Annotated in this window: 11 protein-coding genes; 2 read left to right on the top strand and 9 right to left on the bottom strand. The window is 38.9% G+C overall.

The features are described from left to right. Window positions 1-8 precede the first annotated feature (8 nt). Entirely contained in the window at window positions 9-1316 is a 1308-nt protein-coding gene (gene mtaB / locus HMPREF9072_RS08800; protein ID WP_009411379.1) for a tRNA (N(6)-L-threonylcarbamoyladenosine(37)-C(2))-methylthiotransferase MtaB, read from the bottom strand. A 30-nt stretch (window positions 1317-1346) separates the two neighbouring features. Then, window positions 1347-1706: a hypothetical protein gene (locus HMPREF9072_RS08795; RefSeq protein ID WP_009411378.1), complete on the bottom strand. Its 360-nt coding sequence runs from the start codon at window positions 1704-1706 to the stop codon at window positions 1347-1349. A 374-nt stretch (window positions 1707-2080) separates the two neighbouring features. On the opposite strand from HMPREF9072_RS08795, the gene HMPREF9072_RS08790 reads away from it, so the two are divergent. Continuing rightward, window positions 2081-4216 (top strand): S46 family peptidase, encoded by a 2136-nt coding sequence (locus HMPREF9072_RS08790; protein WP_009411377.1) that lies wholly within the window; start codon window positions 2081-2083, stop codon window positions 4214-4216. A 52-nt stretch (window positions 4217-4268) separates the two neighbouring features. Next, window positions 4269-5657 carry an MATE family efflux transporter gene (locus tag HMPREF9072_RS08785; RefSeq protein ID WP_009411376.1) on the top strand — a complete coding sequence of 463 codons (1389 nt, stop codon included), beginning with the start codon at window positions 4269-4271 and terminating at the stop codon, window positions 5655-5657. Window positions 5658-5747: 90 nt separating this feature from the next. Here the strand turns inward: HMPREF9072_RS08785 and HMPREF9072_RS08780 are convergent, their stop codons facing one another. From HMPREF9072_RS08780 to ccsA, 7 genes are all read right to left on the bottom strand, one after another. After that, window positions 5748-6356, bottom strand: coding sequence for a hypothetical protein (locus tag HMPREF9072_RS08780; RefSeq protein WP_009411375.1), 609 nt, complete (start codon window positions 6354-6356; stop codon window positions 5748-5750). Between the two features lie 140 nt (window positions 6357-6496). Next, on the bottom strand, window positions 6497-6865 hold the full coding sequence (locus tag HMPREF9072_RS08775) for a 3-hydroxyacyl-ACP dehydratase (protein ID WP_002671590.1): 369 nt from the start codon (window positions 6863-6865) through the stop codon (window positions 6497-6499). Window positions 6866-6881: 16 nt separating this feature from the next. Continuing rightward, window positions 6882-7487, bottom strand: a complete 606-nt coding sequence (locus tag HMPREF9072_RS08770) for a hypothetical protein (RefSeq protein WP_009411374.1) — start codon at window positions 7485-7487, stop codon at window positions 6882-6884. Beyond that, complete coding sequence (locus HMPREF9072_RS08765) at window positions 7465-8079, bottom strand: outer membrane lipoprotein carrier protein LolA (protein WP_009411373.1); 615 nt, start codon at window positions 8077-8079, stop codon at window positions 7465-7467. Before HMPREF9072_RS08765 ends, HMPREF9072_RS08770 begins: the two co-directional genes overlap by 23 nt. Continuing rightward, window positions 8076-8807: a polysaccharide deacetylase family protein gene (locus HMPREF9072_RS08760; protein ID WP_009411372.1), complete on the bottom strand. Its 732-nt coding sequence runs from the start codon at window positions 8805-8807 to the stop codon at window positions 8076-8078. The genes HMPREF9072_RS08765 and HMPREF9072_RS08760 overlap by 4 nt, the downstream gene beginning before the upstream one ends. Window positions 8808-9409: 602 nt before the next feature. After that, entirely contained in the window at window positions 9410-10372 is a 963-nt protein-coding gene (locus HMPREF9072_RS08755) for a beta-ketoacyl synthase chain length factor (RefSeq protein ID WP_009411370.1), read from the bottom strand. Window positions 10373-10418: 46 nt separating this feature from the next. Further along, window positions 10419-13163, bottom strand: coding sequence for a cytochrome c biogenesis protein CcsA (gene ccsA / locus HMPREF9072_RS08750; RefSeq protein ID WP_034566324.1), 2745 nt, complete (start codon window positions 13161-13163; stop codon window positions 10419-10421). Between the last annotated feature and the right edge of the window lie 211 nt (window positions 13164-13374).

Raw genomic sequence — 13374 nt, 5'->3', positions numbered from 1 at the left:
CTTTTACCTTAAACAAATTCAAATCTTACCATTCCGTCTGCATCTATCTTAGTGAGCTTTACTTTGTGCAATGTATTCACTAAGGAAGGATCCCACGGGGCTTTTACCTTTACGTAGTTCTCTGTAAATCCGTGAATGTAACCCTGTTTGTTGTCGCTCTCAAAAAGCACAGTCTTCTCTTTCCCCAGCTGACTCGTATAAAAGGCATTGCGTTTCTTTGCCGAGAGTCCACGTAACATCTTACTGCGTTTAGCGCGTACAGCATCGGGCACTACCCCGTCCATTAGCACCGCCTCAGTATTGTCGCGCTCGGAATAAGTAAATACGTGCAGATACGAGATGTCCAAATCATTCAGGAAGTAATACGTTTCCAAAAAGTGCTCATCAGTCTCCCCCGGAAAGCCTACAATTACATCTACCCCTATGCAAGCATCGGGCATCACTTCGCGTATTTTGGCTACTCTACTCACATAAAGCTCACGCAGGTAGCGGCGTTTCATTTTTTTGAGAATTTCATTACTTCCACTTTGTAACGGAATGTGAAAGTGAGGCACAAAGCTGTTAGATTGCGCTATAAAGTCGATTGTTTCGTCCTTAATGAGATTCGGCTCAATCGATGAGATGCGTAGGCGTTCTATGCCTTCAACCTTATCAAGGGCTTGCACAAGTTCCAAAAAAGTATGCTCGTGCTTTTTGTTGCCAAATTCTCCCTTGCCGTAATCACCTATGTTCACGCCCGTAAGTACAATTTCTTTGATACCTTTATCCGAGATTTTCTTAGCATTAGCAATGATATTTTCAATAGTATCACTGCGCGAAATACCACGTGCCATCGGTATGGTACAGTAAGTGCATTTGTAGTCGCAACCGTCCTGCACTTTTAGGAAAGCCCTCGTACGGTCTCCGATAGAGTAGCTCCCCACATAGAAATCAGTTTCCGAAATCTCGCAGGAGTGTACCACACCCTCATTATTTTTGGTAAGGTCGTCGATATATTGGGTAATGTTGAACTTTTCTTTTGCTCCCAGCACCAAATCCACCCCATCTACCGAGGCGAGTTCTTCGGGTTTCAGCTGGGCATAACAACCCACTGCCGCCAAGAATGCCTTAGGGTTTGTTTTCAGTGCTTTACGTACGATTTGTTTGAATTGCTTGTCAGCATTTTCAGTTACCGAACAAGTATTGATTACATATATATCAGCAGGTTCGTCAAAATCTACACGCTGGTAGCCTTCTTCTTCAAAGCTTCGCGCAATAGTTGAAGTCTCCGAGAAGTTCAGTTTGCAACCCAAAGTATAAATTGCTACTTTCTTCATTATTAATTGTCAATTATCAATTGTCAATTGTTAATCGTTAAAAAATTCTCTCTCTAAAAAATACTGTACAATGGCTTTTTTCATCAGTATGGTTTGTTCACCAGGCTTTAGGTCAGGGAGGTTTTGCACCAAACGGTAATGAGGCCAGCCGTCAGGGTCTGTAAATTCGTATTGGTAATAACCAAAGGGTTCTAAGAGCTTACAAATGCCAATGTGCATCAAGTCTACTTTCTCATCTTTGACGTAAGTGCGTCCCAATTGTCCCAATTCTTGTACCCCGATGAGGTAGATAATCCCATCTATCCCCAATGTTTCTCCTTCGGTAAAAGTATCGGAAAGGCGTTGTACCACCTCTTCCCAACGGGCTTTTAGTAGCTCGTGTTCGGTCATAATAAATTCATTTAGGGTGCAAAAGTACAAAAAAAAATCATATTGCAAATTTGTGCTACATCTGCCTTACCTTCATCTTATCCCCTCTTTAGTTCCACCTTATCGTCGTTCTTGGTTTGTCTTTTCTTCGTCCTTTCTTCGTCCTTTCTTCGTCTTTTGTTTATCTGCCCGTGCGACTCGCACCGTCTTTTGTTCGTTCATTGTTCGTCTTTTCTTCGTCTTTTCTTCGTCTTTTCTTCGTCTTTTGTTCGTCTTTTGTTCGTCTTTTGTTTATCTGCCCGTGTGGCTCGCACCTGCCTATGCGACTCACACATTTGCTAATTTGCCAATTATTCTCTATCTTTGCACCCTAATAAATCATTATATCATTTTTTATGAAGAAAATCAGTCTTATACTGTTGGCTTTTTTATTGCTCACTCCCATAGCAAAAGCCGACGAAGGAATGTGGTTTTTGATGTTCATCGAACGTCTCAACCAAAGAGATATGCAGAAGTTAGGCTTACAACTCACTGCTCAAGAAATTTATAGCATCAATAATAACAGTCTCAAAGATGCTATCGTACAATTTAATGGAGGTTGTACTGCGAGTATCATCTCCAAAGATGGCTTAGTGCTCACCAACCACCATTGTGGCTATGGCAATATCGCTCAGCTCTCCACACCTGAAAATAACCATCTAAAAAACGGATTCTGGGCACGCTCTCACGCCGAAGAACTTTCACCTAAGCAATCGTTCGTGCGTTTCTTTGTGCGTATGGACAATGTAACCGACCGTATGCTATCAGTGGTAAAACCTTCAATGAACGAAAAAGAACGCGAAGCTGCTCTCAACCAAGAAATGGCTAAAATACAAAAAGAAAACAGTGAAGGGGGTAAATATGTAGTTTCAGTACGTCCGTTCTTCCAAGGTAATGAATATTATTACTTCGTATACCAAGATTTTAAAGATGTACGACTTGTAGGTACGCCTCCTGAAAGCATTGGAAAATTCGGTGGTGATACCGATAATTGGGAATGGCCTCGCCAAACAGGCGACTTCTCGCTTTTCCGCGTTTACACTGATAAAGACGGTAATGCCGCCGACTATTCACCTAATAACGTACCTCTTAAAGCAAAACGCTATCTTAAAGTGAGCCTTAAAGGCGTGCAAGATAAAGATTTTGCAATGATTATGGGATACCCAGGACGTACCAACCGTTGGGAAAGCTCTTATTGGGTAGACCAAAACGTAAAATATGCCTATCCTGCGTGGGTAGAAGCCTCTAAAACAGCTATGGACGCAATGAAGCGCTTTATGGATAAAGACGATGCAGTACGCTTGCAATACGCTTCACAATATTCAAGCATTGCCAATTATTGGAAAAACCGCCAAGGTATGATTGATGCACTTACCGCTCATAAAACAGCAGCTACTAAGCGCAAAACCGAAGCTATTTTCGCCAAATGGGCTAATAAAGCTGAAAATAAGGCTGAATATGGCGACGTACTGAACACTTTATCTAATTTCTTTGAAAAAACCAATGCTAAATCAGCCGATGAGAATTATTTGGGTATGCTATGGCGTGCTTCTTTCTTTATAAAGATGCCTGTGCGTTACATCAGTATTGTAGATGGGGCTAAACGCGGAGGTATGCCCGCTGAAGAATTGCAAAAAAGAGTTGATGACTTGTTAGCCGATTATGACAAAGTGAATTTAGAGGTCGAAAAGGCTATCCTTGCCGATATGTTACAGCTCTATGCTAACAAAGGTAATGAAGTTCCTTCTCAGTTGAAAGATATCAAAACAAAATATAATGGTAACTTCCATAAATATGTAGAGGAACTTTTGGCTAATAGCATTTACCGAAGCAAAGAAACAGCGAAAACAGGTACTCAACAAGATATCATACAATTAGCACAAGACCCTATTTTGCAACTCTCCGAAGTGCTTTTCAACAGTTACCGCAACCCTTCTCAAGAACTTATAAACTTAGAAGACAGCTATGCCAAAGCCTTCCGCAAGTTCATAAAAGGTATGCGCGATTCTAAAATCAGTACTATCTTGTATCCCGATGCCAATTCTACTCTGCGTCTTACCTATGGTACGGTCATTCCATTGGCTGCCGATAAACGCAACCCCGATGTGAAAAAGAACTACTATACTACCTTCAATACCCTAATGGCAAAGTACAAAAAAGGCGATGCCGAATTTGATATGCCACAGCGTATGCTCGACCTTTATAAGAAGAAAGAATTTGGAAGGTATATAGACAAAGACGGTTCTATGCACGTAAACTTCCTTACTAATAACGATATCACAGGTGGTAACTCAGGTTCGCCTGTAATGAATGGTAAAGGAGAACTCATAGGGCTTGCTTTCGACGGCAATATCGAAGCAATGGCAGGCGATGTAATCTTCGACAAACAACTACAACGCACTATCAACGTAGATATTCGCTACGTCCTCTGGGTAATCGATATTTATGCCGGAGCCAAGAACATTATAAATGAAATAGAAACAGTACAGTAGATAAAAGAGTTAGGAGTTAGCATATAAGCTAATTCCTAACTCCTAAAATAGAATGAGCCTATCAAGTTATACAAAAGAATTCAAATACAATTTTAAAATTGCTTACCCCATCATATTAGGAATGCTCGGGCACACCCTTGTTGGGTTCGTAGATAATGTAATGGTAGGTAAAGTAGGCATTACCGAACTCGGAGCAGCTGCTTTGGGTAATACCGCTATATTCATTGCAATGTCATTTGCCATTGGTTTTTCTGTTGCTAGTACTTCCTTAGTAGCAATGGCTGATGAAGCTGGTGATAAACCAACTGCTCAGTCCATTCTCAATCACGGAATGGTACTCAATGTAATATTAGGAGTAGTACTCTTCCTTTTATTGTTTTTTGTAGAACCTGTGATGCGCTATACAGGACAAAGCGAGAAAGTAATAGAGTTGGCAGTACCCTACACCCATTTGGTAGCTTTTTCGCTTATTCCGTTAGGTGTCTTCACTACCTTCAAACAGTTTGCCGATGGCTTATCAATGACCAAATATGCTATGTATGTTACTATCTTAGCAAACTTGCTAAACGTTTTTCTAAACTATCTTTTTATTTATGGTAATTGGGGTTGCCCGAAATTAGGAGTGTTAGGTGCTGGTATTGGTACCTTAGTATCACGAATTGTAATGCCTATAATGCTTTTCTTTATGCTGAAAAACTTAGAGAAGTCGCGTGAATACGTTATGAGTATCAGTTTTAAGAATATGCAACAAGCAATGTACAAAAAGATAACTGCTCTCGGACTCCCTACCGCTATGCAAATGATTTTTGAAACAGGTATCTTTACGGCAGCTATTTGGATAAGCGGTATGCTGGGTGAAAATCATTTATCAGCAAACCAAATTGCGCTCAACTTATCGAGTATGACTTTTATGGTTGCTAATGGCTTAGGAATTACCGCTATGATACGTGTAGGGAATCAATTAGGAGCGAGAAACTATGCTAATTTGCGCAGAGTAGCTATTTCGGTATTTCTGTTAGTACTCTGCACACAAGTATTTTTTGCCCTTCTTTTAGCAGTATTTCGCACTTGGTTACCGTCATTGTACTTAGAGATGGATAACATAGAAAAATTAGCTAATAATACTCTAGTAATAGGCGAAGCTGCCAATCTCTTGCTCATTGCAGCTATTTTTCAAATATCCGATGGAATGCAAGTAACAGCTCTTGGTGCTTTACGTGGAGTACAAGATGCTAAAGTGCCTATGTACATCACCTTTGTTGCTTATTGGCTGATTGCCTTCCCTATTCTTTATGTGTTAGGCGTTTATACCAATTTAGGTACTATGGGCATCTGGATTGGCTTGCTTACCGGTCTCACCGTCGCTGCTGTCTGCCTCTTGTATAGGTTCAACCGTATCAGCTTACAGCTGATAGCCAACAGACACCAATATACTTCTTAAAGCTCTTTTGTAATTCATAAACAACAAAGGGCTGTTCAATGTACATTGAACAGCCCTTATATTTTTATTATAATAATTTATAAACTAATTTTAATCTTCCTCTTCTCCATCCCAGTATTCCAGAAACTCCTTTATGAGCTTGGCGGGATTGGCTTTCTTTGTCCAAGAAATAGGCGTATCTTCAAAATCTCGCTGGTGAATAATGATAGGAATATTACGCCCAAATACCTTTTCTACCTCCCCGTCGTCCAACAATCGTTTGGCTAGAGCTATCACCTCTTTGATAAAGTCTTTACCAAACTTATCACCTTTTTTGAGGAGTTTGTCATAAAGGTCTTCGTCTTCTTCTATGGCGCGGTCGTTTTCCTCATCAGAATAAAAATAAGGAGTTTTAGCAAACCACTGTTTCAGCAATTTGTCTTTTTTACCTCCTACGGTTTCCACTTCTGTTTGTAACCAATAATCAAAATTCCACTTAGCATCTTCTTTCGAAGTGGCGTTGTAACTCTCTTCTTTTACATTTGAAAGGGTATTATAGCCCAGTGTAATTTTAGGAAATCGCAAGTCATCATCGTCACACGTATAACAAAAAGACAGTGCATAGACTTCTTTTTTATCCTCTTCATTTGCAATTTCTTGAATTGCATTTTTCAACTTCTCGTAACTCTTCTCTGTAAAGTTTTTTAGTTCCTTTTCCACTATAAAATATTGATATTTTAATTCTATTTGCTTTTAATGATTTTTTCAAAATGTCTGCAAAAGTAACTATTTTATTTTACATAGCGTAATTTTTGAGCTATTTTTTTTCATTTCAGATAATGAATAAAGAAACGAGCTTTTTAAGATACTATTTTATACAAATTCGTAAGTTTTAGTGCTACCGTTTCATCAAAGGAAGTCGTATTCTTCACTTGTATGTCGGCGTCTTTATGCTGAATGGTGAGTGTGAGTTGCAAAATAGGGTGAGTAATGGGGTTGATAAGCGCCATAAACTTCACATTAGTAGTTTTGGCTAAAAAGAGTTTATGCCCTGTAATTTCCTCAGTAAGGTTCTTGATTATTTGCATCATACACACTCCTGGTGTAATAGGATTACCAGGAAAGTGCCCTTTGAAGATAGCGTGTTGAGGGTTGAGGGTAAGGGTGCAGAGATAGTTTTCTGCGTCTTGCTTTTCTAAGCTATTGAGGGTATAAAATTCTTTTAACATCTTTGAGGATAAGCAATTAATGATTTATAATTAAGGGTTCTAAAACTATTTTAATAGTAAAGGTGTGATGTTCTATGGTTATGTTGTTGCTATTATAGGTAAAAGTAGTGTATAGTTTCTTACCTTGCATATTGAGCTGTTTGGAGAGGTTGGTTCCTGAGGTAAACAAATAAACGGCATCATTTCCATCTTTGCTTTGTTGTACTTCGATAGTACCATTGGTGTATTTTTGAGTAACCTGCCAATGGGTTTTAAGAAGGTGCTTAAAGTCAGTGGTGAGGGTACGAATGATGATTTTCCTATTGAGGTCGGGGGTTATATAGTTGGTTTTTATCTTTCCGCTTTGGTTTTCAAAATCGAAAAGCGTATTACCAAAGTCGGTAGTGAGGGCTACTCGCCACGTATTATCTGCGGTAATTTTAGCTGCTAAGAGTCCGCTAAAAGTGTGACCATAAGCAGTAATAGTAGCTCGATAAAGATACTCCTCTCCTACTCTTACGTGAGGATTTGCAATAATTGCTTTATTTGTTGCAACTGACTGGTATTCAGCAGGGAGGTTATAAGAAGGTGAGCAACTACCGAGCCATATAGCAAACAGACTACATTTTAAAATTTGCTTCATCAATTTTTGTATTTAGTTTTTTATTGCTGAATAAGATTTCGGTGCAGTCTTTAGAAGGCTCAATGAGTTTTACACGTTCCACGACACTATCGACATCAAAATACAGATGAATTTCACTCACATATTTTAAGAGAGTCTTATCCTTAGGCAATAGTTTTACCAATGTACTTTTGCCCGATTTAGCAAAGGTCATAGCAAATTCTTTCTCGTTGAACATATCACCACTGATAGAACTCACAATAAGGTTATTTATTTTTTTAAATACTTTATTATCAGCTTTCATCTGTGAGACATTACCTGCATCATTCACTGCGATTTTATCTTTCTGAAAAATAATGCGATACTGGTAAGGTTTAGTGTATTGCCAATTCAGTTTATCGGGTTTAGCGAATGCCATTTTTCCAAAAGTCTCAATGTCCTTACTCATAAAATCCAAGTGTTTTTTCTGAGTAAAATCCGCTTGCATTGTTTGGATTGCCTTGTTTTTAGCAATGGTTTGAGTTTTGAAGTCGCGTATTTGGACTTCGGTAAGAGCTTGAGCACTGATTGTTAAAGGTGCAACATAAATAAGGAATATTAAGAGTTTTTTCATTCTAAATTGTTTGTAATTGTATAGTTATTTTCTTTGAGATACTGCAATAAGCGTTCCAAAACGGTGAGGGTATGAGGCAGACGGTCGTGCATCAGTATGATATTGCCATTGGTAAGCTTGCGTACGATACGGTGAAAGAGCTTATCCTCATTATGTATCACGGTATCTAACGAGCGCACATCCCAGCCTATGGCTTTCTTAGCTGTTGCCCGAATCGCTCTAGCAACGGGTGGCGAGGTGATTCCGTATGGAGGTCGGAAATATGGGGTAACGATATCCAAGTGCGCCAATGCTTTATCGGTATGGCGGATTTCGTTGGCAAGGGCTTTTGCGTGCAGAATATTTTTAGGTTGATGGGTGAAGGTATGGTTTGCCACTAAATGACCTTCGGCTTGCATACGTTTGACGACCTCTGGATACTTTTGTATTTGTTCACCTACACAAAAAAAGACTGCTTTGGCGTTGTATTGCTGCAATAGATCTAAGAATTGTGGTGTGAGTTCTGAGGGACCATCATCAAAAGTTAGCGCTACTGTTTTTACTGGACGCCCCTTTAAGAAGTATTGTGTTTTAACAAAATAAGAGAGGCGGATATCGAATACGCCCCAAGAGGTAATGCCTAAAAACAACACTATTAATAACACATATACCCACCAAGGAGCATTTTGTATAAATGCTGTTACAAGAGTAGCTACAAATATTGCAATTATAAAAAGATGTTTGTTCAATGTTTAAATAATATAGAGTTGATACTTTGTTAAGGAAAACCTCACACGGATTTCACGGATTTACACTAATTTGATTTGGCTTAAAATACTTTACAATGTATTTACTTACGAATGTCTTAAGTGAATTAAATATTTTGTATCAGTTTTTTTATACAATGAAAGTATATTTATATTAAGCACGGCAAAAATAACATACATTTTACTTCCTTACAAATATTTTAATTACTTTTTCCCGAAACGTAGAAAATAAGTTTTTATTAAAAATCTTTTTACTCTTTTAGTACAAAACTTTCTTCTTAAAAATTAAATAAGAACAATTTCATTATCAATCTTAATATGTTATTTATGTAAGCACCTATCTTTCAAAGAGAAATTTCACACATAACTTCATATTTTATCAGCTCTAATGAGGAAGGTTAAATATTATTAAAATACTCGTATGCTGATAAATACAACAAATATAGAAAGAAATGAAACCTTCTGAAAAGTTTAATTTTGAAAGGAGCTTACTAAATATCATAATAAATACAGCTCAAAATAAATATAGCTCAAACTTTTGCAACCTCTTTACAACGAAAAAGCGACCCTAAAAGTCGCTTTTTTTATTTTTTCAAAAGTACAAAACTAAAATCTTTGCCTCTATATGAATTTACTAATAAAATATATTGTATAGGGGTGGAGAGAGTAAGCTCGCAAATGGTGGGAAGGGTTTGCTTTTGTAGTACTTGGCAAGCCAACCAAAGTCCGAAGGCTGAGGCTGTGTAATACTCACTACTCAAGGTTTTGTAGTGCAAGGTAGGGCGTTGCCAAGAACGATTTTCTGCTTCACCAGTAAGTATCAAATCTATATTAGAGAGGGTAAGATGGTGGCGAGAAAGAAAGTCGTTAAGGGCTGTTTGTTGTTGCTCGGGGGTGAGTTCATTGTACAAAGCTACATCCACAAGTTCTCCATAGGTATTGGGGGTAGCTTCTGCTGATAAAGCAAAGAAACTTGCGCCTTCCCCTTTTTGGTCAAGCCCTACTAAATCATATAAATACAAAGTGTGCGGACTGTGTTCATCTACACCTCCTACCAAAGCCGTATTGATAGCGTCTTGCTCCATTTGCATTTTAGCATCTAACAAAGCTGATTCAAATGATACAGCCCCATTTACATAGGTAAAGTTTTCTCCTTTGCACTGCAACAAAAGAGCTATCTGCCCCGCAACAGTATTATGAGTAGATTGTATAAAAGCCGTGGGGGTGAGGTGCTCCTCGTTGTCGTTGATAAGCGCTGTAAGGAATTTTTCAGAATCTTGCAGGCATCCCATACCCGTACCCACCAAAATAGCATCAGGGGTAGTGATATGCGCTTCTTTTAAGGCTTCAGTAGCAGTGGCTATACCCATTTTTACTCCTTTAGCCATACGACGACTGGCATTAGGGGCAATATATTCTTTATAAGAAGGTTCTTGAGCGTAACACACTTCCTCTGGAGTAACCTTTAGGGCTTCATCGAGGAAATGAGGAGTTAAGAAAGTAGGTTGAGCCGATATGCAGGCTATTCCATTGATATAAGACTTCATTCAATTAACAATTTACAATTAATAATAACGATTTAGGAGTTAGATATTAGGAATTAGTATTAGACTTTGGTAAAACTTGTGATGTATTTTTCACTCTCAAATACGACACCAATCCTAACAACAGCACTATCCCCACAGCATAATATACAAAAGCAGGGGTAATAATTTTATCGCCTGTGGCATAGCTGTGCATACCTGTAAGGTAGAAATTCACACCAAAATAAGTCATTAGGATACTGCCAAAGGCAACAATGCTCATAAAGTTGAACATCCATCGTCCGCGCCAATGGGGTATCAAGCGCAGGTGTATCACCAAGGCGTAAATCATAATGCTAATCAATGCCCAAGTTTCTTTAGGATCCCATCCCCAATAACGTCCCCAGCTTTCGTTTGCCCACATACCACCCAAAAAGTTGCCTATGGTGAGCATTACGAGCCCCACTGTAAGAGCTAATTCGTTTACAATAGTAAGTTCTTGTTGTATGAGGTTGATTTTATGAGCATTCTTGCGGGTGGTAACTATCATCAGTAAGAGGTTGAAGACACCTAAGAGCATTCCTAAGGCAAAAGGTCCATAACTACCTACAATCACGGCAACGTGCAACATCAGCCAATAGCTATTGAGCACGGGTTGAAGAGTTCCAATAGCAGGATCCATCCAATTCCAGTGGGCGATCATCAGTATCATAGCGGTTACAAAAGCGGTGGCAACAACTGTAAGAGGTGAACGTCGCGAAAAGAAAAGTCCTACCCCAATAGCCGACCACCCTACATATATCATACTCTCATAAGTATCGCTAAAAGGTGCGTGACCTGAAAGATACCAACGTACAGCAAGTCCTACAGTATGCAGGATAAAACAGAGCCACAGCAAAGCTATACCTATTTGGGTAAGTCTTCTAAAAATTTGTTTTGGTATAAAAATATGCCATAGTAGTACTATAAATAGCACCGTACCAAGATACAAATACGCTTGAAAGAGTTGTTCAAAAATATTGATGCGATTGTACCACAATTCAGTTTGTACTTTGGCAGGTGAGGGCAATACCTCAGCCGAGTAGAATTCTTGTTGTAGCTTGATATTGTTAAGTACCTTATCAGCTTTGTTATAATCGCCTGTTTCACTAGCTTGTTGTAGCAAAATAAGGTAAGCTGGCAGTGCGCTTTTTACAAATTGTTTGTAAAGTGGGTCGGTGATTTGGAGGGTGTCGTTTACGTAATCTAAGTGCGAAATCCACTTATGATTAGGGTCATTAGGCACAGGAAATACCTTAAAAATATCGCCTTGTAGTGCTCTGTTAAGCAAGCCAATACGTTGGTCTACTTCTTTAAAATCTTTTTGAAATTGGTTAGGAGTATTTGTGTTGTAAATATCTTTCAATAAAGGGGCGAGTTTGTACTGTCCATTTGCATCAAAAAAATCTTTGGGTTTTACCCATTTGGTTCCTTCGGGGACTCCCAAAAAACGATGTAAACTGTCATTAGCTTTCTTTACATAGATAATGTCCGACTCATACCACGCTTGCGGACTGAGGAGCATAGAAAGCAATACTTGATCGGAAGTGAGCCCTTTATAAGTATCGTGTTTACTAAGTTTGCGTAAGAGTTCTGAAGAGAAGGTATTCACGGGCTTAAAACGCCCATCATCTTGAATGAGCATTGCACCAAACTTTTCAGCGTGCGCTTTGTTGGGTACTACCATAGGAGTTTGGGCAGTAGCCAAAGAGCCAAAACATAATGCCCAAACGATTGCAATTCTTTTAGCTTGTAGGTCTTTGAGTTGCTGATTGAGTTTCCTAAATCGGGATTTGCTTACAAACATAAACGCCAACATACTACCGAAGAGCAGTATATAACCTATGTAAGTGATGAGGGTACCCCAAAAGTCGTGGTTTACCGATAGTATAGTACCTTGTTCATCGGGGTGAAAAGAAGATTGGAACAAGCGATAACCTTGATAATTGAGAATATGATTCATCTCAATATCATAAGGAAAAGTCTTCCCTCCCCCACTCACGGTTACTTTGCTTTTAAAGGAAGCGTAACTATTCTCTGTGCCAGGGTATTTTTCGGCTATAAAATCGTTGAGGGTAAGACTGAAAGGCAACTTCTCTTCACGTGCTCCATAGCTTAGATGAAACTGCAAGCCGTTCAAAGTGATTGTGGTAAGAGGGTGCTGTACGCCACGTTTGCCCATTACTGTTACTTCTTTGCGCTGATTACCTGAAACAACTTCCAATACTAAGACATTCATCTCCTTGCCTATGCGTTTAAACGATTTATACGTAATGCTAAAAGGTTTGCCTTTAAAATCGGACGACCACTGATAATGATTAGAGGTATGTGAAGAAAAAAGTACCTCTTTTTGTTTCTTTTTGCGCAAGGGAGCTCCTTGATAAGTGCCATCTACCATTACAGTGATATAAGTGCGATCGGAGAGGTAAGTATTTGTAGTTTCTCCTTCGCGTAGAGAAATCATACCTTCATCACCAAAATAACGCGTAACTCCAGCCCCTACGATGATAAACACCCACGAGAGGTGCAACACCAGCACCGCCCAATTCTCTCTTTTGAGCAATCGATAGCGGGAGATATTCCCTATAAAATTTACCACAAAAAGCCCTATTATCGCCTCAAACCACCAAGTGTTATACACCCAAATGCGGGCGGTATCGGTATCGTAGTCGTTTTCTACAAAAGTTCCTACTGCCATAGCTATAGCAAAAGTAATGAAGAGGATTGCCATCAGCTTGGTGGAATAGAGGAAAGAGATGAATCTGCGTACTATCATAATTGGGGGCAAAGGTAGTGAGTAATTAACAAATTAGCAAATTCTTCAATTAACTAATGAAGAGAGCTGGAAATTCGGAAGAAAACAAAAAGGTTCGGAAGATGTTTTTTAAGCAAAAATTAAAAAATAGCTTCTGGAGGAATATAGTTAGCTTATACAAAGCTTATAGGAAGCTCGAACGAATCTTGGACGATTGGTATACAATAGCTAT

The organism is Capnocytophaga sp. oral taxon 324 str. F0483 (assembly GCF_000318315.2).
Taxonomy (GTDB): domain Bacteria; phylum Bacteroidota; class Bacteroidia; order Flavobacteriales; family Flavobacteriaceae; genus Capnocytophaga; species Capnocytophaga ochracea.
The sequence above is the reverse complement of the archived record's forward strand: the minus strand, read 5'-3'. Positions and strand labels throughout refer to the sequence as shown.

Excerpts from the sequence above, each read along its gene's own strand:
- mtaB (WP_009411379.1), bottom strand. The coding sequence starts at position 1,316 with ATGAAGAAAGTAGCAATTTATACTTTGGGTTGCAAACTGAACTTCTCG.
- HMPREF9072_RS08795 (WP_009411378.1), bottom strand. The coding sequence starts at position 1,706 with ATGACCGAACACGAGCTACTAAAAGCCCGTTGGGAAGAGGTGGTACAA.
- HMPREF9072_RS08790 (WP_009411377.1), top strand. The coding sequence starts at position 2,081 with ATGAAGAAAATCAGTCTTATACTGTTGGCTTTTTTATTGCTCACTCCC.
- HMPREF9072_RS08785 (WP_009411376.1), top strand. The coding sequence starts at position 4,269 with ATGAGCCTATCAAGTTATACAAAAGAATTCAAATACAATTTTAAAATT.
- HMPREF9072_RS08775 (WP_002671590.1), bottom strand. The coding sequence starts at position 6,865 with ATGTTAAAAGAATTTTATACCCTCAATAGCTTAGAAAAGCAAGACGCA.
- HMPREF9072_RS08770 (WP_009411374.1), bottom strand. The coding sequence starts at position 7,487 with ATGAAGCAAATTTTAAAATGTAGTCTGTTTGCTATATGGCTCGGTAGT.
- HMPREF9072_RS08765 (WP_009411373.1), bottom strand. The coding sequence starts at position 8,079 with ATGAAAAAACTCTTAATATTCCTTATTTATGTTGCACCTTTAACAATC.
- HMPREF9072_RS08755 (WP_009411370.1), bottom strand. The coding sequence starts at position 10,372 with ATGAAGTCTTATATCAATGGAATAGCCTGCATATCGGCTCAACCTACT.
- ccsA (WP_034566324.1), bottom strand. The coding sequence starts at position 13,163 with ATGATAGTACGCAGATTCATCTCTTTCCTCTATTCCACCAAGCTGATG.